General features: G+C 43.1%; 15 protein-coding genes. 6 read left to right on the forward strand and 9 right to left on the reverse strand.

The genetic code is table 11. The features are described 5' to 3' along the window. Positions 1-248 precede the first annotated feature (248 nt). Genes DFR58_RS13205 through DFR58_RS13215 form a run of 3 tightly spaced genes read right to left on the reverse strand, consistent with a single transcriptional unit; the run spans position 249 to position 3,731 of the window. On the reverse strand, positions 249-1,973 hold the full coding sequence (locus DFR58_RS13205; protein ID WP_114298329.1) for an NADH-dependent [FeFe] hydrogenase, group A6: 1,725 nt from the start codon (positions 1,971-1,973) through the stop codon (positions 249-251). A gap of 2 nt (positions 1,974-1,975) precedes the next feature. Beyond that, positions 1,976-3,268 carry a complex I 51 kDa subunit family protein gene (locus DFR58_RS13210; RefSeq protein WP_114298330.1) on the reverse strand — a complete coding sequence of 431 codons (1,293 nt, stop codon included), beginning with the start codon at positions 3,266-3,268 and terminating at the stop codon, positions 1,976-1,978. Beyond that, positions 3,255-3,731: an NADH-quinone oxidoreductase subunit NuoE family protein gene (locus tag DFR58_RS13215; RefSeq protein ID WP_114298331.1), complete on the reverse strand. Its 477-nt coding sequence runs from the start codon at positions 3,729-3,731 to the stop codon at positions 3,255-3,257. The genes DFR58_RS13210 and DFR58_RS13215 overlap by 14 nt, the downstream gene beginning before the upstream one ends. 689 nt (positions 3,732-4,420) lie before the next feature. On the opposite strand from DFR58_RS13215, the gene DFR58_RS13220 reads away from it, so the two are divergent. Next, positions 4,421-6,136, forward strand: coding sequence for an LTA synthase family protein (locus DFR58_RS13220; protein WP_114298332.1), 1,716 nt, complete (start codon positions 4,421-4,423; stop codon positions 6,134-6,136). 7 nt (positions 6,137-6,143) lie between these two features. Here the strand turns inward: DFR58_RS13220 and DFR58_RS13225 are convergent, their stop codons facing one another. Both DFR58_RS13225 and DFR58_RS13230 read right to left on the reverse strand, forming a co-directional pair. After that, entirely contained in the window at positions 6,144-8,438 is a 2,295-nt protein-coding gene (locus DFR58_RS13225; protein WP_170138150.1) for a sensor histidine kinase, read from the reverse strand. After that, positions 8,413-9,102, reverse strand: a complete 690-nt coding sequence (locus DFR58_RS13230; protein ID WP_114298334.1) for a response regulator transcription factor — start codon at positions 9,100-9,102, stop codon at positions 8,413-8,415. Before DFR58_RS13230 ends, DFR58_RS13225 begins: the two co-directional genes overlap by 26 nt. Before the next feature lie 300 nt (positions 9,103-9,402). On the opposite strand from DFR58_RS13230, the gene DFR58_RS13235 reads away from it, so the two are divergent. The 3 genes from DFR58_RS13235 to DFR58_RS13245 all read left to right on the forward strand — a co-directional run bounded on the left by DFR58_RS13235 (position 9,403) and on the right by DFR58_RS13245 (position 12,147). Beyond that, entirely contained in the window at positions 9,403-10,407 is a 1,005-nt protein-coding gene (locus DFR58_RS13235) for a hypothetical protein (RefSeq protein WP_114298335.1), read from the forward strand. Next, positions 10,400-11,134, forward strand: a complete 735-nt coding sequence (locus tag DFR58_RS13240) for a protein-glutamine gamma-glutamyltransferase (RefSeq protein ID WP_114298336.1) — start codon at positions 10,400-10,402, stop codon at positions 11,132-11,134. Before DFR58_RS13235 ends, DFR58_RS13240 begins: the two co-directional genes overlap by 8 nt. 71 nt (positions 11,135-11,205) lie before the next feature. Continuing rightward, positions 11,206-12,147: a DUF4349 domain-containing protein gene (locus DFR58_RS13245; protein WP_114298337.1), complete on the forward strand. Its 942-nt coding sequence runs from the start codon at positions 11,206-11,208 to the stop codon at positions 12,145-12,147. 96 nt (positions 12,148-12,243) lie between these two features. Here the strand turns inward: DFR58_RS13245 and DFR58_RS13250 are convergent, their stop codons facing one another. Further along, positions 12,244-13,449, reverse strand: a complete 1,206-nt coding sequence (locus DFR58_RS13250; protein WP_114298338.1) for an MFS transporter — start codon at positions 13,447-13,449, stop codon at positions 12,244-12,246. Between the two features lie 835 nt (positions 13,450-14,284). On the opposite strand from DFR58_RS13250, the gene DFR58_RS13255 reads away from it, so the two are divergent. Together DFR58_RS13255 and DFR58_RS13260 are read left to right on the forward strand one after the other, a co-directional pair. After that, complete coding sequence (locus DFR58_RS13255; RefSeq protein ID WP_114298339.1) at positions 14,285-14,902, forward strand: HD domain-containing protein; 618 nt, start codon at positions 14,285-14,287, stop codon at positions 14,900-14,902. An 88-nt stretch (positions 14,903-14,990) separates the two neighbouring features. Beyond that, positions 14,991-15,914: a response regulator gene (locus DFR58_RS13260; protein ID WP_114298340.1), complete on the forward strand. Its 924-nt coding sequence runs from the start codon at positions 14,991-14,993 to the stop codon at positions 15,912-15,914. A 61-nt stretch (positions 15,915-15,975) separates the two neighbouring features. Here the strand turns inward: DFR58_RS13260 and DFR58_RS13265 are convergent, their stop codons facing one another. The 3 genes from DFR58_RS13265 to atpG form a co-directional block, all read right to left on the reverse strand. After that, positions 15,976-16,383, reverse strand: a complete 408-nt coding sequence (locus DFR58_RS13265; RefSeq protein ID WP_114298341.1) for a F0F1 ATP synthase subunit epsilon — start codon at positions 16,381-16,383, stop codon at positions 15,976-15,978. 13 nt (positions 16,384-16,396) lie between these two features. Next, a complete protein-coding gene (gene atpD / locus DFR58_RS13270; RefSeq protein WP_114298342.1) occupies positions 16,397-17,791 on the reverse strand; it encodes a F0F1 ATP synthase subunit beta in 1,395 nt (464 codons plus the stop codon). 61 nt (positions 17,792-17,852) lie between these two features. Next, entirely contained in the window at positions 17,853-18,746 is an 894-nt protein-coding gene (gene atpG, locus DFR58_RS13275) for an ATP synthase F1 subunit gamma (protein ID WP_114298343.1), read from the reverse strand. Between the last annotated feature and the right edge of the window lies 1 nt (position 18,747).

Here is an 18,747-nt window from a genome sequence, read left to right on the forward strand (position 1 = left end):
TATAATTGCTTACAGAAATTTTTAATAGCAACGAAAAGACGCCTTGCGGGGAAATGTCTCACGGGTATGTCATCAGGCACTTTTCTTAGATGTATTCCTTACGGGTCAAAAAAATTTCTTCCAGCAATTTATATCCTCCATGTAAAATCTTTATCCCTACATATATAATAAAAAAAGAGCCGGATTTGGGAGCTTTGCAGAGCCTCCTTTAAATCCGGCTTTTTGGTTAACATATTTTAAAAAGGCCGTTATCTTTTTACATAATGGGTGTGCAGAAGCTGGTGGGCTTTATGACTTCCTGGATTATCCATATACTCCTCATACATTTCCTTAATCTCAGGGTTTTTATGAGACTTTCTCAATTCCCGGTCTCTGTCTATGCCGTATATCCCTTCAATTCTCATCCTCTTTACCTCTTCGGCAGCCGACTTATCCATTATTATAGGCTGGCCGCCTCCATTTACACATCCTCCCGGACAGGCCATAACCTCTATGAAATGATATGCCGCCTCTCCGGATCTTATTTTATCCAAAAGCTTTGAGGCATTTGCAGTCCCGTTTACAACGGCTACTCTTAAATCCATGCCGTTTATAACAACATTTGCCTCCCGTATGCCCTCCATACCCCGGACTGATGTGTATTCAATGTCATTTAGATCTTTGGCGGTAAGCAGGTCCGCAACGGTACGAAGAGCGGCCTCCATTACTCCTCCTGTGTTGCCGAATATTGCGCCCGCTCCCGTGGAGACACCCATAAGGCTGTCAAAGCCGCTGTCGGGAAGCTCGGCAAATTGTATTCCCGATTGCTTTATCATTTTAGCCAATTCTCTTGTTGTAATTACGGCATCCACATCTCTCAATCCATCCACCTTCAGCTCTTCCCTGTCTGCCTCGAATTTTTTTGCCGTACACGGCATGACTGAGACAACAAAAACCTTCTTAGCATCAATGCCTGCCTTGTGAGCATAATAGGACTTGGCAACGGCACCAAACATCTGCTGAGGAGATTTGCAGCTTGAAAGATTGTCTATGAAATCATGGTAGTTGTGCTCGCAGAATTTTATCCATCCGGGAGAGCATGAGGTTATAAGAGGAAGCCTACCTCCGTTGTTAAGCCTGTTAAGCAGCTCGGTGCCCTCCTCCATTATTGTAAGATCCGCACTGAAGTTTGTGTCAAACACCCTGTCAAAGCCCAATCTTTTAAGAGCCGTCACCATCTTGCCCTCAACATCGGTTCCCGGCTGCATTCCAAATTCCTCGCCCAAAGCTACCCTTACCGCGGGAGCCGTCTGCACAACCACATGGAGCTCATTGTCTTCAACAGCATTCCACACCTTGCCGGTATCGTCCCTTTCCTGAAGAGCTCCTACAGGACAGATTTTTATACACTGTCCGCAATTAATACAGGAGTGCTCCGAAAGGCTGTCTCCATATGGTGTGGTTACTGACGTATGTGCGCCTCTGTGAGCATAGTTTATAACTCCTACATTTTGTATATCGGAGCATACGGCGGCACACCTTCCGCAAAGCACACATTTCCCCGGGTCCCTCACTATATAGCTGCTTTTATCAATCGTACCTCTGTCTGCCCTTTTCTCATAAGGCACAGCCTCCACTCCCATTTCATTGCAAAGCTTCTGCAGTTCGCAATTTTGATTTCTGGGACATGACAGACATTCCCTGTCATGATTGGCCATGATAAGCTCCAATATGTTTTTTCTGGACTCCCTCACAGTGCTGCTTGACGTTTTTACCGACAGCCCTTCTGAAACCTTTGTAACACATGCGGGATGAAGTCCTCTCCAGCCCTCTACCTCTACCACGCATATCCTGCAGGAGCCCACCTCATTAAGCCCCTTCATGTAGCACAGCGTTGGAATCTCTATCTGAAGCTGTCTGGCAGCCTGCAATATTGTCGCGCTCTTAGGCACCGAAACATCAAGTCCATCTATTTTAATATTTATCATTTCCATACTTACTCCGCCCCCTTGCCGTGCATATTGCACTTCCCGTTTTCACACTGTCCGGCAGCATGCGCCTTAAATTCCTCTTCAAAATACTTAAGAAGTGTAATAACTGCTGTCGGCGCGCTTTGCCCCAAGCCGCAGAAGCTTGTTGTTTTCATTGTCTGCGAAAGGCTTTTAAGCCTTTCTATATCATCCAATGTTCCCTTACCTGTGGTCAGCCTTTCGAGCAGCTCAACCAATCTCTGGTTTCCTTCTCTGCACGGAGTACACTTTCCGCAGGATTCCTCCTCAAAAAACTCCATAACAATTTTTGCATAGTCCACCGCACAGTGGCTGTCATCCACCACCAGCACAGCTCCTGATCCGAGCGAAAGCCCGCTTTTCTTAAGAGTGTTATAGCATATTGCGGTATCCAGCAAGCTTTCGGGGAAACATGCTCCCGAGGAACCCCCAAGATGAACAAACTTCAGCTTTCTTCCGTCAGGAATTCCCCCTCCCATGTCATATATAAGTTCTCTTAAGGTTGTTCCAAAAGGCACCTCGTAAACTCCCCTGTTTGCCACATTGCCTGAAAGGCACATAAGCTTTGTACCTCCGCTGAATTCAGTACCCATAGAACTGAAGCTGTCTCCGCCTTCTTTAACAATCCACGGTATGCATGAATATGTCTCTACATTGTTAAGTATTGTGGGCATCATATACAGCCCGCAGTTTTTAATATATGGGGGCTTTTGCCTTGGCCTTCCCGTCTTTCCCTCAATCGACTCCACAAGGGCAGTATTTTCTCCGCATACATACGCACCCGCCCCCGATATCACCTTAATATCGAAATCCAGACCTGTGCCAAGTATGTTTTCCCCAAGATATCCAGCCTTTTTAGCATTTTCAATTGCACTTTTAACAGTCCTCTGTATAGCGGCATATTCTCCTCTTATATAAATATATCCCTCATTTGAACCCATTATAAATGCGCCTATAGTCATGCCCTCAATCAGCTCTAACGGGTCCTCCGCAAGTATATGCTTATCTTTAAACGTTCCCGGCTCGCCCTCATCGGCGTTGCAGACCATATACTTTGGGCCTTTTTTTATAGCATACGCCTGCTCCCACTTTATTCCCGTGGGGTAAGCCGCCCCTCCCCTTCCAAACAGGTTTGCCTTCTTTATTTCTTCAATTATGTCCTCTGGCTGCATACCCACAGCTTTTTTTAAGCCCTCATAGCCCCCTGCGGCGACATATTCCTCCACCGAGTCAGGCTTTATAGCTCCGAACCTTGCACTTAAAACCTTAGCACTTTGCATATTTAAGCCCCTCCCTGTAGGAAACAATTATGTCCTTAAGCTTTTCCCTGGTCAGATTGCCGTAAACGCTCTCACCAACTTTAATAGCCGGAGCAATGTCGCATGCCCCAAAGCAGCTCGACAGCTGCAAAGTAAAGATGCCGTCGCAGGTAGTCTCTCCCGCCTTTATCCCCAGTTCCTCCTCCAGCATACAAAGCACATTTTCCGCGCCTGAAACGTGGCACGGCCCGCTCTTACAGACCTCAACAATAAATTTGCCCTTGGGTGAGGTATTGAACATTGCATAAAAGGTTATTACTCCGTAAACCTTGCTAAGAGGCATTTGCAATGCCTCCGACACGGCGGCCACCCACTCTGCGGGAAGATAATTATTACCTGAAAGCTGCTGCAGCTCAAGCATAATCTGTATAAGGCTTTCTTTTTGATTTCCATATCTGGACAAAACCTCTCTGACTTTTTCCATTCTGATCCCCCTAATGTTATAATTGTTTAATATTTAACAAACTTTTTTAAACGAACACATCAGCCTCTATATTCCGGCACTTCATCTCTCCATACTCTCAACTCAAACTTTATACCAAATAAATATATGATTATTGTAAGATACGGTTTTTTTATATCCTTAATATGAAATACACATAAAACCAACTATTATCCACAGCTTCTATTTTGAAGGCACAGCTTTTTTTTGTCAAACAGCACTTTGATATTTTTTTCACATATACGTCTCTAAGCCTCTAATTTGCTATTAAATTCACATTCTTTCTTAATATTTTAACTGCACATTGTATACAAGATAAGCCACTTAAGCAGCTTGAATAGCTCAATAATTTTATATGTCACACAATTTACATAAAAAAAATATTCTCCCGGATTAATATACGGGTTTTAATGAAGTTCTTAAGATTTTCTTAACAATGTTTAAACAAAGCCTTACGCCTTTGCTGAAAAATCCCCCAAATACAGCTTGTCAAGCTACCTACAGGCATTTTAATCATCACTTGAAGCCTATATTCTCCTTCACAAAAGGCTCTGTAATTTTTAGTTTTTTTGCTGTATAATAACTACTTGTACTTTGTATTTAGAGGCTAATTCAATTTCATTCATGTGTATATTGATTAACATTTTGTTTTAGGTAAGGGGGAATCTTTTTTGAATATCACAGCCCAGTCAGGCAAGGCCATATGCCCGGATGTTACGGAAAGCTCCCGGAGAATCAGCGCGGGAGCTGCTTCTGCTGTTGTTGTATTTTTCATATTATTAAACTCAGTTAAAATTACAATGTTTAACTTTTTGATTATGGAGTCCCAAACAGTATGGACATTTGCCTATAAGCTTTTTTTTACACTGCTTTTTACGGTGCTTGTATTTTATACCTCTTTAACCTTTAAAAAGCCTCATGTTATTGTAATTGCATATATAATACAGACTGCATATATAATTACAATGCTGTGCTACTACAACTACTTCCGCAATTACCTGCATTTATTTCAGGTAACCGCTCTTTTTACCGAGGGCATCACTTCGGTAAAGCACTTTACCATACCATGGAACAACAACCTCTTGACGGCTATTTTAGACCTGCCGTTATTTTTATATGTGCTTATAACCTATAAAAAAATATCAACATTTAAGACTGTACTGGGGCCTTACCTTAAATATATACTTATAGCCCCGGCAGTACTCATTGCGGCCGCAGAAGGCTGGAGCCTGTACAGCGGAAGCTCAATTGTACATTTTTCAAAGGACTATTCGGCATATGAGTCAGCCATTGTAGAAAAATATGGCACCCTTGCCAACAGCCTGTGCGACATCATAACAAATAAGGGTGGCAAAAACCATATACAGCATTTAAAATATGGAGGCACAATAACAGCAACCGCCAAGGAAACGGCAAAACCCAATTTTGTTATTATACAGGTTGAATCTATGGACTCCAATGTGGTAAACCATAAATATAAGGGAAAATATATAGCTCCCTATCTCCATAGCGTTTCGCAAAGCAGCGTATATTATCCTTATACCATGAGCTACCACAAGTCGGGAGGCACCTCCGACAGCGAATTTTCCGTAATCAACAGTGTAGAACCGCTTGGGAATTTTCCGTCCATAAAGCTGTCCGACTACAGCTACCCCAATTCAATGCTCAAAAGGCTTAGTTCGGCGAATTATGCCTCCTATGCCTTTCACGGAAACACAGGAAGCTTCTATAACCGCAATGTGGCTTTTGATAAAATGGGCTTTGACACCTTTTATGATATTAATGCCATGGGAATGGAGGACGAGGGCTGGGGTGCTCCCGACCATGAGGTTTTTGATTTTGCCCTGAGAGTAATGGAAAATGAGGAAAAGCCATTTATCTCCTATATAATAACCATGACCAGCCATATGCCGTTTACCAATGCGGAAAACTATTATAAAAACGATTTGTACGATAGCATTGAGGATGAAACGGTTAAAAACTACTTTAATTCAATATCCTATGTGGACAGCGCGATAAAGGACTTTGCAGAGCAGATAAGCACCCGCTTTGAAAATACCTATATTATAATATACGGAGATCATACCCCCAATATTATTACTCCCGAGTATACACAGGCCTCCTTTGAAACAGACGGGTCGTATTTTGAGTTTGTGCCTCTTATTATTATAACTCCCGACCGGCAGGTATATCATGAGAAAAGCAGGGCGGCGTGCTTTTTAGACGTCGCTCCTACTGTTCTTAATGCTTCGGGCATATCCTTTGAAATCCAGTCCAAAGGAATGGATCTCATTAACCCCGTCGGCTATGCCACAGTTCCGTTTTACGGCAATGATTACAACAGAGCTTATTTATACGAAAGAGTTACAAATCCCCCCGAAGAATAAAAAGGCCTCAAGAAATAAGGCTCTTTTCGGACGTCTCCGGCTCTCTTACCAGGGGCATGGTTATGCTAGCCTTGAACAAATCCCCGTCAATAACGATATCAAGCCTGCCTCCCTGTATCTCCGCAAGGCTTTTTGCTATTGACAGCCCTAAGCCGGAGCCTTCGGTGGTGCGTGACTCCTCCCCTCTTACAAAGCGTTCCACAAGCTGTTCTGGCTCAACATCAAGGGGGTTTTCGGAAATGTTTTTTATTGTTATAGCCCCGTGTTCCGGCGTATGCTCAATATCTATATAAACTCTGGAGTTTTTCTGGGAGTATTTTACTACATTGGAAAGTAAATTTTCCAATGCTCTCCACATCAGCCTTCCGTCGGCATAAATCATTACGGGCTTTTCAGCTGCTTTAATACGAACTTCCAAGCCCCTGTCAATTATTTTGTCCCTGAACTCTGCTTCAGCTTGAATGATAAGGGCGTGGAGGTCAACCCCATCAAGGCTTACCGCGATATTGCCGCTTGCGACCTTGGATGCCTCAATCAAATCCTCTATAAGCTGCTTCAGCCTTAATGATTTTTCGTCAAGTATTTCGATGTACCTTTTAGTGTCCCCGCCCTCAGGGCTTTCTTTTTTAAGAAGATCAACATAGCTGATAATTGAAGTAAGAGGAGTTTTAAGATCGTGAGACACATTCGTGATAAGCTCCGTCTTAAGCCTTTCCCCCTTTACAGCCTGGAAAACAGCCTTCCTAAGTCCTGACTGTATATTCTGAATATCCCATGCAAAGCCCGCAAAGGCAGCCGAAGCATTGGGCTTTTCAAGGTATACCTCCAGATTGCCTCCCGATATTCCCTTTACCCAGTTCATTATATCCGACAAAGACACCAGCGCCTTCAAAACCAGATACACCGAAATTATGTTCAGCAGTATAAGCAATACAAGCGTTAAAGGCCCGGTATTGTGCCCGTCAATTATCATGGCGGCAAACAGTATGCCATTCATAAGACCGTAGCCAAGAAGGAATAATATTACTACAAGCCTGAACTTAACATTGAAGCAAAATCTCACAAACTTTATAACCGTCCTTGAAAGGTTGTAGATTAAGGTATGCTTTATAAGCGAACCGCTCTTTATATGTCTTGCCATGCTTAAGATATAGCTCAGTGCTATAAGCAGGTCGGCAGACAAAATAACGAACACCCCCGCAAGCTCCCAGATATTCCGCCAATCATAAAAATTTTTAACCGAAAGCCATGAAATGACTGCAGCAAATATGACAAGCGCGGTATGGATGTCATTATAGAGCCTGTCAACCCGCTTAAGCCTCACCTGTCCGCCCTTCTCGCCGCGCCCTGCGGAAATTATAAGGCAGATGAAGCACAGAAGTCCTATAATAAAGGACAGGCTGGCTATGACAATAAAAGCAGGCATGAGCTTATGAGCAGTTGAATGCATTTGCCATGCCTCATAAAAGGCATCTCCAGGAGAGAGCGGCTCCTCCACTGCGGCGTACAACTCAAACCCCGTTCCTTCCAAAGCTTTGCTTAAACCGGGATCAACGTTATGAATAAAATTTAAGGGAACAGCTTCTTCATAGCTCCCGGCTAAATGCACATAAACCTTCTGCGCTTTCAATTTACTTGCCGTATCCGCAACATTGAAGCCTCTGCCGGTTTCTACATTTGTCAAGGCAGTTCCGGTTCTAACGTCAACCACCATATACATGAAATTAACCCAAGAATCAATCTCTGCCTTCACTTCCTTAAATCTTTCCAGATGCTCCTTAATTATTTTTTGCCTCAGCAACTCTATCTCTTCCGCGGTCACCTCCCCATTTTCCACGCTGGGAACAGTGGCATTTGACACTGTGGTTTCACCTGAGCCTAAGGCTTTTTTATCACTGTTTTTACTCTCCCGGCTTTCTGTTTCATAGCCTTCTAGTATGATATCTATAGGCTCACCGGCTATATCAATCCTCATTCTCTCAGCCTCTTCCGCTTTCTGCCTTTTTTCCTCAGCCAGCTCCCTTTTCCCTTGCTCCACCATCTCCTCGGTAATTGTATTACCGCCCCTTATATATTCCTCACTCCTCAGTGTAACTCCATAGTTAAAGGCATAAGATACATTATTTCTAAACTCTCGCTGGTATTTATGTGTTTCAAAATAATTTTCCTTCCTCAGCCCATCATAATGCCATGCCACAAACACCATTGAAGCAAACAATCCGGCGAAGGCCGCCCATATAAGAAATACCGACACCCTCTTTGCCGCCTTTGAGTATTTAATATTTTTCAATTTTATATCCAATTCCCCACACCACCTTAACATATTTTGGCTCCTTAGGATTGATTTCAAGCTTTTCACGTATGCGCCTTATATGTACCGCAACAGTATTTTCAACAGAAAAGGAGGGCTCGTTCCATACCCTTTCATATATCTCATTAATAGAAAACACTCTGCCCATATTTTCCATGAGCAGCTTGACAATGCGGTATTCTATAGGCGTAAGCCTCACAAGTTCCCCGTCAACCCTTACCTCCTTAAGCTCATCGTCTATTTCCAGTCCCGCCGTTTTCAATACACCGTTTTTTTGCTCCATGCTTCCTAACTGAGTATACCTTCTCAGCTGGGATTTTACCCTCGCAAGAAGCTCGAGGTGATTAAAGGGCTTGGTTACATAGTCGTCGGCACCGAAATTCAGTCCGGTTATTTTATCGGTATCCTCAGATTTTGCAGATAAAAGGATAATGGGGATATTCTTTTTTTCCCTTACCCTCACAGTTGTAAAAAAACCGTCAAGACCCGGCATCATTATATCCAGTATTATAAGATGTATATCCTTCTCAAACGCCGTCTTTACAGCCTCCAGCCCGTCATGGCACTTATAAACCTCATAGCCCTCCTGCTTAAGATAGATTTCCAGCGCATCCACGATAGCCCTGTCGTCATCACACACCAAGATATTGTACATTCCCCTTCTCCCCCGGTAACGTTATCGTTTTAATTATAATATAAAATCACCCACCTTTCTAATATATATGTAGCGATAAAGATTTTACATGGAGGATATAACTTGATGTAAGCAATTATATCCTCTATGTTTGTAAAATCTTTATCGCGTCCTATATAGATAATACCAGCAAAAACTTACAGGCAGCCTGACAAAAACCTTACGAATTTCTTACAGTCCGGCTGGAGCGTATGAACTATTTACTTTTATTCTGCATACTATAGTTATAGATCAATATGATAAAGCAGGGGGAATAGCGGTATGCCCATCGATTCTGAGGATTTCAGCCGGTTAAGCGATTTGGACAAAATGAGGTGCGGCGGCGGGAATGGGACGCTGAAAAACTTCTTTTGCAGCACAGCCAGAAGCAGTATAAGCAAGGCTGTGAGTCTTATAAATAGTGATAATCTTCAATTTTCTTCATTGTTTGCGTTACAGCAGGAGATTAGCAGGTTTAATTTATATAAATACCTTAATGAAAAAAATAAACAGGCTTTAGATCTGTGCGAAAGGGTACTCCATAGAACGCCAATGAATATGAGGAGTCTCCCGGAAAAGTCCAGACAGTCTGTTTATTCATCTCTTAAATGGATTATTGAAAGCTCACGGTTTGACAGGGGCTTTGACAACGAGAAGGAGGAGGTGGTTGATACCGCTGCTCTTCTGCTTGTAAAATCATATAGAGATAAGACTGTATTGGATGTCATTGTGGATATGATATTTCAGAGGCACAGGAGAGAAGGCTTTACATATGACCTTATATGGGCCGCATTTGAAGCCCGTGACCCCAATGTTCTGATAATGATTGCAGGAAGGCTGCTGTCAGATGAGCCCAAGGACGTGGAACTTGCAAGAAAGCTTCTCAGCTTCATACCCTGCATAGCCTTAGGAAAGGGCAAAAGCAATATACGCCAGCATTCCGAGTGCATTAACTGGATAACTGAAAATTATCCCTTCATTTATTACACCGGAGAAAGCCTTCATCAGGGAAGCAGTCCCATACCCTATACTGTATCCATAGAGGCAAAGTATCTTTGTGAACCGGTATGCTGTGAAAGCGGAGAAATATCCGTCCAGCTAACCCCCGAGCAAAAGCAGCTCGCAAAAAGCTTCAATAAGCTGGAGCCTTCTTTGAGGGTACTGCTTTCACATTGCTCATCAGTATTGCACAAAAATAGAATCAGTCTGTGGAACGAGTGGATTAAATCTCCCATTGAGCAGCAGATTGCATACGCCAAAAGTATGGGAGGTGCCTTTAATGATTAAAATATCCGGCAGTGCGGCAGATATTGATTCACTTAATTTGGAATATGTTCCAGGCAGTCCGGGAAGAAAAATTATAGACATACTTTCCTCCAGCAGCAATGTTTATAATTTCACCTCTTTGGATCAGCTTAAGTTTACAATTAACCTGCGGATAAAAATTATAAACGCATCAAAGGACTTAAGCAGAACCAGCTTCTCCTTTAGAATATTCCGAAAATCCAAGTGCAATACCGATTACTGGATACGAACAGATGAGGGAGGCTTTAAGCTAAAGCCCGGAGCCAAACCGGCATCCGCTATAAGGGATATTTACAGAAGCAGCTCAAAGTATGGCACCGAATGTGCAACGGCAATGGTTATTGTATTTTATAAGGCACTGGCAGACATACTGAACGACAACACCTTTAATATAACATTCCCATATATATACCTTATGGATTGGCAGAATTTAGATAGAAAGCTTAATATTGCGACCTACAGATCAGTTCCCGACTACCTGCCCGGGGATTGCAGATACTTTAAAAACCCCGATGTCAACCCCGAAACTCCCGAATGGCAGGGAGAAAATGCAATAGATTTAGGGAACGGCACATACTACGGTCACGGAATAGGAATAAGAAACACAGACGGTATTATCAACGCTCTAAACAGGCACAGAGCGCCCGGATCCCAGACCTCCGCATATCTGATAGACTCGGTGACCCGTCTGGATTTTATGTATCCTTAATCAGATTATAACAAAGGGAACTTTTCTCACCTTTTTCCGTCCAAGAAATAAAACAAATAAGGTGGGATAGTATGTTAAAAAAAGCAATTATCACCCTGCTGCTCCTGTCGGTTGTCATTCTGTCCATGAGTGGCTGCGGAAGCTCTAAAGGCCATTCGGATTTTTCTGCCGAAGTGGCCGTGAAAACGGAAAGTGCCTCAGCATCTCCTCAAAGCAGGCCCTCCGAAAGCGCCGGGGATTCAGGCGGCAGTCCCCAAGCTTTTAATGCCGCCTCTTCGCAGATAAATTCCGGGCATAAAATAATTCAGACCGGGGAAATACAAATAGAAACCCTTGAATTTGAAAAGTCGGTTTCCGCTATTACCAAATATATAGCCTCTGTCGGGGGTTATACCGAAAGCTCCTCCATAAGCGGGAACCGAACCTCAGCCCGTGGCATAGGCTCTCTTAAAAACGCATTCTTTACGTTCAGAGTCCCTCAGGATAAATACGCAGGGCTTTTTGACGACTTTAATGAATTCGGTACCGTTGTTTTCAGGCAGTCAAGGGGAGAAGACATCACCGACAGCTATTTTGACACTGAGGCTCGTCTTAAGTCCCTGAATATCCAGCACGAAAGATTGCTGTCACTGCTTCAAAAGGCTGAAAAGATGGAGGACATACTTGCCATTGAGAAGGAACTTCAAAGCACTCTCTATCAAATAGAAAGCCATACCGGAACGATAAAAAAATGGGATTCGCTTGTCAGCTTCTCCACTGTGGAGGTCAGTATAAGGGAAGTGGGCGAAATACAACCCGAGGCTTCCGGCAAGGGGCTTTTCAGCCGCATGTACTTCGGCTTCACCAGCTCTCTTAAGCAGCTTTGGACGCTGACTCAGGGACTGCTTATATTTATTGTTTCGGCCCTTCCGTTTATTATTCCGCTGTCGGCAATTGCGGCGGCAGTATACTATTTCCTCAGAAAGAGGCGGAAAAAGGTGGCTCCTGCCCCGGACAGAAAAGATGAAGAGTAGTCAGCAAAGGCCCTTCCGCAAAGGAAGGGCCTTGTGTATTCACTTTATCAAGTCTTGCATTGCCCGATGTATATTAATCTTCGGTTTAGCGCAAGCCTATTTCCCGGCAGCGACCAGAACCTTGTCCCTCATCATGAAAACGCCCTCGGCAAACAGCATCAGGCCGGTTGCTATGAGCAGCCATTCTATTTTGACAAAATCGGCTATGGGGCCGAATACAAGCATTCCCAACGGCATCATGGCGCTTGATATCATCGTCAAAACACCGAACACCCTTCCCAGATACTCCTCCTCCACCTTTTGCTGCAGTAAAACCATTGACGGGGTATTAAACACCGGCATTACAACTCCTATCAACCCCATAAACAATAAATATATCCAAAATACAGGAACTATTCCCAGAGCAACGGTACAGGCTCCGGTGACAAGGTTGGACAATGCCATTGTATATACCTTGTTTTTAAAGCCTCCCCACGAAGCCATAAAAATACCTCCCGCCATCATGCCCACTGAAAAAACTATCTCTACTGCGGTCAGCCTCCACACATCATTTCCAAAGCTGCGTGATACCTGCAAAGGTGTCAGGAAAGCGACGGGCGCCGCCATCACAAAGAAAACGGCACAGTACAAAAAGAATCTTCTGACATATTCATGACTTTTTATATAGTTAAACCCTTTTCGCATATCACTAAAGTAGCTGATTGGCTGCTTTTCACTTGCCTTTGCATGTACGGGCACATGCAGAAATAAAAGCAGTACTGAAACAGCAACAGTGGCCGTAATGACATCTATAAAAAATATTGACTCAATGCTGGCCATAGACATAAGTGCGCCGCTCAGCATGGGAGAAGCCAGCAGTACCAACGACTGTATGCTTCCATTCACGGCATTCACCCTCATAAGCTTATCCTCGGGAACAAGCTGGGGAATAAACGCACCCACAGCAGGCGTCTGAATCCCCGTCCCCACCGCACGTATCGCTGACATGACAAAAAACAGCCAGATAGCGTCATGACCCATAAAAAGCATTATTGCCAAAACAAGAGTGGCTAAAGCAATCATAGAGTCTGATAAGGCAATCAGCAGCTTGCGGTTATACCGATCTGCCCATACCCCCGCAAAGGGAGAAAGAACAAATGTAGGAATAAACCCACAGATAATAGATATCATCATCATTACTCCCGACTGCGTTTTCAACGTAATATACCACGCAATGGCATACTGTACAAGTGAGGTTCCAAAAAGCGATATCGTCTGGCTGGCTAAAAAAAGCACTATATTTCTTTTCCAATTGTTATTCATAGCTTAAAATATACTCTCCTATTCTTCAAATATGCAAAGCCGATATATTTCCCCAATAAACCAATGGCTATTGTGAAATAAAGTTGTTAATTAGGCACAGGCATAAAAACCCCCTTCAGCGTGCTGAAGGGGATATAATATTTCACTTCCGTAAGAAAACCCTCAAGTATTACAGATGTAGTATAAATTTCAGGACAAAAGCAGACACTTTCAGCTTTAAAATCGCTAATTTATATTTATACTTTTAAGATAACGGGCAAATCTGCATTTAAGACACTGCAAAGGAACCATCCTAAAGACAGAGAAGGCATTCTAATTGGGAAGAAACATCCGCTTCAGCTTTTAAATAAATTAAGCTTAACAGCCTTGATTAAATTAAGTCCAAAAAAGAATTATTCAATCATAACTCCCAAAATACCTTCCTTTCAAAGATTACATGAGAAGTATAACACTGCCTTATTTAACTTGTCAATAAATTTTTTTAAATTAAAAACTGCTTAAACGTTTAAATTATATATTTAGCAATAAAGATTTTACATGGAGGATATAATTTGATGAAAGAAATTTTTTTGACCCGTAAGGAATACATCTAAGAAAAGCGCCTGATGACAGACCCGTGAGACATTTCCCCGCAAGGCGTCTTTTCGTTGTAGTTAAAAATTTCTGTAAGCAATTATAGCCTCTATGTTTGTAAAATCTTTATCGCCTCCTATATAGCTGTATTTTTAAAACATTTTCGTTGAAAATAAATTGTTTAATATATTACATAATTGTTTTATTGTAGCTTATAGCATAGTATAATTATAGCGTAAAAAGTTTTTAGGAGAATGAATAAATGAAGATACCAAAACTTGAAGAAGCTCTGCAGCTAATGAATGAAGCCAAAGCCATGAATCCCGGCCCATGGTGTGATCACTCCTTTTATGCAGCCCGGGCCGCCGGAGCTATTGCAGAGCTTCACCCTGAGCTTGACAGCTCAAATGCATATATACTTGGGCTGCTTCATGACATAGGAAGACGCGAGGGTATGCACCAGATGCGCCATATACTGGACGGATATAAGTTCCTTCACGCTAAGGGCTTTGATGACGCGGCAAGAATATGCCTTACGCATTCGTTTCCCGTGAAGGACATCGGTACAGCCGTGGCAAAATGGGACTGTCCTGATAATATGAAGAGCTTTGTGGACAGCTATTTGTCGGGAATTGAATACAATGAGTATGACAGGCTTATTCAGCTTTGCGATTATCTTGCGCTGCCTAGCGGCTTCACCCTTGTGGAAAAAAGAATGATTGATGTGGCATTGCGCTACGGCACCAATGAATATTCAATACTGAAGTGGAAAGAAATACTCAACTGCCGCAGGCACTTTGACGCAAAGATAGGCTGCCCTGTGTACAGCATACTTCCCGGTATAGTGAAAAACACCTTTGAATTTGACCCTAACACTTAAAAATCATTAATTATATTCATAATTTCTCATAAAAAGCCGATATACTGACAGTAGATTGTAAATTCTAAAAAAGGTATGGTGCATTTAAGTGGACGGCACAGTTGTTATATTGGACTATGCGGATTTTGAAAGAGAAAAGGTAAAGCATGTCCTTGGACTTATGGGAAATTTCGAAGTTATTGAGATATGCTCAATAGATGAATTCAAGCCTAAAACAGACAATCTGGAAAATATATCTCTTTTTGTAATGGATATCGCTTTCCCGTCCGAAGATCAAGGCTTTGAGCTTCTGGCAAGCATAAAAGCCGGCATTGGCAAAAATGTTCCCACAGTTATAATTTCCAAGGTAGAAAAGCTTCAATACAGAAACTTAGCGGCTAAACACGGTGCAAGTGACTTTATAATCAGACCCTATAATTCAAACCGTCTCGAGAACTCTATAAGAGGCCTTATAAGGCTTGAAAAAAAATTCTTTTATGATACCGGCAGCATAGAAAGCATAGTTATGAGCTTTGACTCTTTTATGGAAAAGCAGTTATACATGGCGGAGGAAACAAAAAATCCTCTTTCCATAGTAGTCATCACATTGCTCCATCCCATCCAAAGCACTGAGGATAACCAATCCTTTGAAGAAAAAAGCAATGCCTCATGCTGTATTGCAATAGATACTATTTCGCCTATGCTGGGTATTCCCGATACCTTAATATTTAATAAGGGAAGCGATATACTTGTTGTGCTGCCTCTTACCGACCGTGGATATGCAGGGCTGTGCAACACCAAAATTCAGGAGAGTATAGATTCAAACCTTAAGAAGCAGGGAGAAGCTTTTGAGAATTATTTCTACTCTGTATGCGTGACATATCCCGAGGAAGGACAAAATTTTCAGCAGCTTATGAAAGCCGCTTACAAAAAAATATCTGACTGGCATGTCTCGGTAAAATCAGGCTCTATCCCTCAAAAAACCAAGCTTTATGCAAAAAAAGTTTATAACACCTACAATAAATGGTATTAAAAGAATAAATCCCGTTGGCCTAAACTGCCAGCGGGATATTTTGCTTAAAAGGGATGCTTTTCTATTTAATCCGCTTTGCAACCTTAAGCCTAGCAACCGCTCTTGCCATTGCAGACTTAGAATGAATATGCTCAATACGGCTTGTTCCCTTGCGCAACCGCTCCTCAGCACGCTCCGCGGCAGCCTTAGCCCTTGCTATATCAATTTCATCCGGCCATTCGGCTGTATCGGTTAAAATAATTACGGTATTTTTTTCAATTTCCATAAAGCCTTCACCAAGAGCAGCCTCAATCCATTCCCCGTCCCTTTTCATTTTTATGGGGCCTATGTCCACAGCAACTACCATGGGCGCATGATCCTTAAGCACTCCCATTTCGCCGTCGGGGGTTCTCAATATAACCGCTTCAACCTCACCTGAAAAAAACTTCCTTTCAGGTGTTACTATCTCCAGATAAAATACAGCAGCCATAAGCTACACCCCCTTACATCCCGTCCGCTTCCTCATAAACCTCGTCTATTGTGCCCTTCATAAAGAAAGCATTCTCAGGAACATGATCCATTTTGCCATCCAAAATTTCCTTAAATCCTCTTATAGTTTCCTTTATAGGCACATACCTGCCATGATATCCCGTAAATTGCTCCGCAACAAAGAATGGCTGGGATAAATACCTCTGTATTTTTCTCGCTCTGAAAACCAAAAGCTTATCCTCCTCCGAAAGCTCATCCATTCCAAGAACGGCAATAATGTCCTGAAGCTCCTTATATCTCTGCAAAACCTCCTGAACTCTTCTTGCAACAGAATAGTGCTCCTCCCCTACAATACGCGGATCAAGAATCCTTGAAATGGAGTCAAGAGGGTCAACCGCCGGATAAATTCCAAGCTCCACTATCTGCCTTGAAAGCACCGTTGTAGCATCAAGATGTGCAAATGTGGTGGCGGGAGCGGGGTCAGTAAGGTCATCGGCAGGAACATAAACCGCCTGAACAGATGTAACCGATCCCTTCTTTGTAGAGGTAATTCTTTCCTGAAGCTCACCCACGTCGGTAGCCAGCGTAGGCTGATATCCCACCGCAGAAGGCACCCTTCCAAGCAGTGCCGAAACCTCCGAGCCAGCCTGAATGAATCTGAAAATATTGTCTATAAACAGCAAAACATCCTGTCCAAGAGTATCTCTAAAATACTCCGCCATTGTAAGCCCTGTAAGCCCCACTCTCATTCTGGCTCCGGGAGGCTCATTCATCTGTCCGAAGACCATTGCCGTTTTTTCTATAACTCCCGAATCCTTCATATCATTCCACAAATCATTTCCTTCTCTGGTCCTCTCTCCCACACCTGTAAAAACCGAATACCCGCCATGCTCTGTGGCAATATTCCTTATAAGCTCCTGTATAAGCACCGTCTTTCCAACCCCTGCTCCTCCGAACAAGCCTATCTTACCGCCCTTTGCATAGGGCGCCAAAAGGTCTATTACCTTTATTCCCGTCTCCAGCATCTCGGCTGCAGGCATTTGCTCCTCAAAGCCGGGCGCCTTTCTGTGTATCGACCAATACTCGGCGGCATTTATATCCCCCATTTTGTCAACGGGCTCTCCAAGCACATTAAAAACCCTGCCGAGCACCTCCTTGCCTACCGGAACCTTAATGGAATCTCCCGTATCAACAACGTCCATTCCCCTGACCAATCCGTCTGTGGAATACATTGCAACACATCTTACGGTATCGTTTCCCAGGTGCTGCATCACCTCAACAGTTATGCCGCTGTCCCCGTTGTTAATTTTCAGGGCATTATAAATTTTAGGAAGCAACCCGCTTTCAAACTTAACATCTATTACAGGTCCAATTACCTGGACTATTTTCCCAGTTGTCCCTTCTTCCATAAATTCACCTCATTTTAAAATTATTCGATATTAACACCTATATTTTAAGCAAGCTAAGACTTTACTTAAGCGCGGCAGCCCCTCCAACTATTTCAGAAATCTCCTGCGTTATGGCCGCCTGCCTTGCCCTGTTGTAATACAGGTTCAGCCTCTGAAGCATGTCATCAGCATTTGAGGTTGCATTGTCCATCGCGGACATCCTTGAACTCTGCTCACTTGTAAAAGCCTCCACAAGAGCTCCGTATATTATTCCCTTTACATATTTGGGTATGAGAACATCGAACACCGCCTCAGGCGACGGCTCATAGCTCAAGGAATCATCGATCTTAATTTGGGAGCCGTTATCTCCCGGCTTCTTGAGGTCTGCTGCTATAGCCTTAAGCTCTAAAGGCAGCAGCTTCATTACAGTGGGCTCCAGCTTTATAGTAGATATCATTTTTGTATATATAATAGACACATCGTCAAACTCGCCGCGCTCAAACCCGTCCAAAATAATTTCCGCTATTTCTCTGGCCCTGTATACTGTCGGGTCCTGAACCGCATAATCAAAGTCCGGGCTTATGTTGCAGCCGGTTTTTGAAAAATAAGCGGCTCCCATATGCCCGGCAATAAACAGCCGCGCGTCAGGGGTTTGCCTGACACAGCTTTCGGCAAGCTTTATAATATTATGGTTGTATCCGCCTGCCAAGCCCTTGTCTCCCGTAATTACAATATATGCCTTTTTAACTTCGATCTTTTCACTCTTTATATCGAAGAACCTGTTTTCTACATCTCCGCTGTGCTGAAGGATGTCCGCCATAGTAGCCTTAACCCTGTCAAAATAAGGTCTGGTCTGTTCAAGCTGCTGTCTGGCTTTTTTGAGCTTGGCAGCGGCAATAAGCTTCATTGCCTTTGTAATCTGCCTTATCTCCTTTATGCTCTTAACCCTGAGCTTTATTTCACGCATATTAGCCATG

The sequence above is a fragment of the Anaerobacterium chartisolvens genome (assembly GCF_003337415.1).
GTDB lineage: Bacteria > Bacillota > Clostridia > Acetivibrionales > DSM-27016 > Anaerobacterium > Anaerobacterium chartisolvens.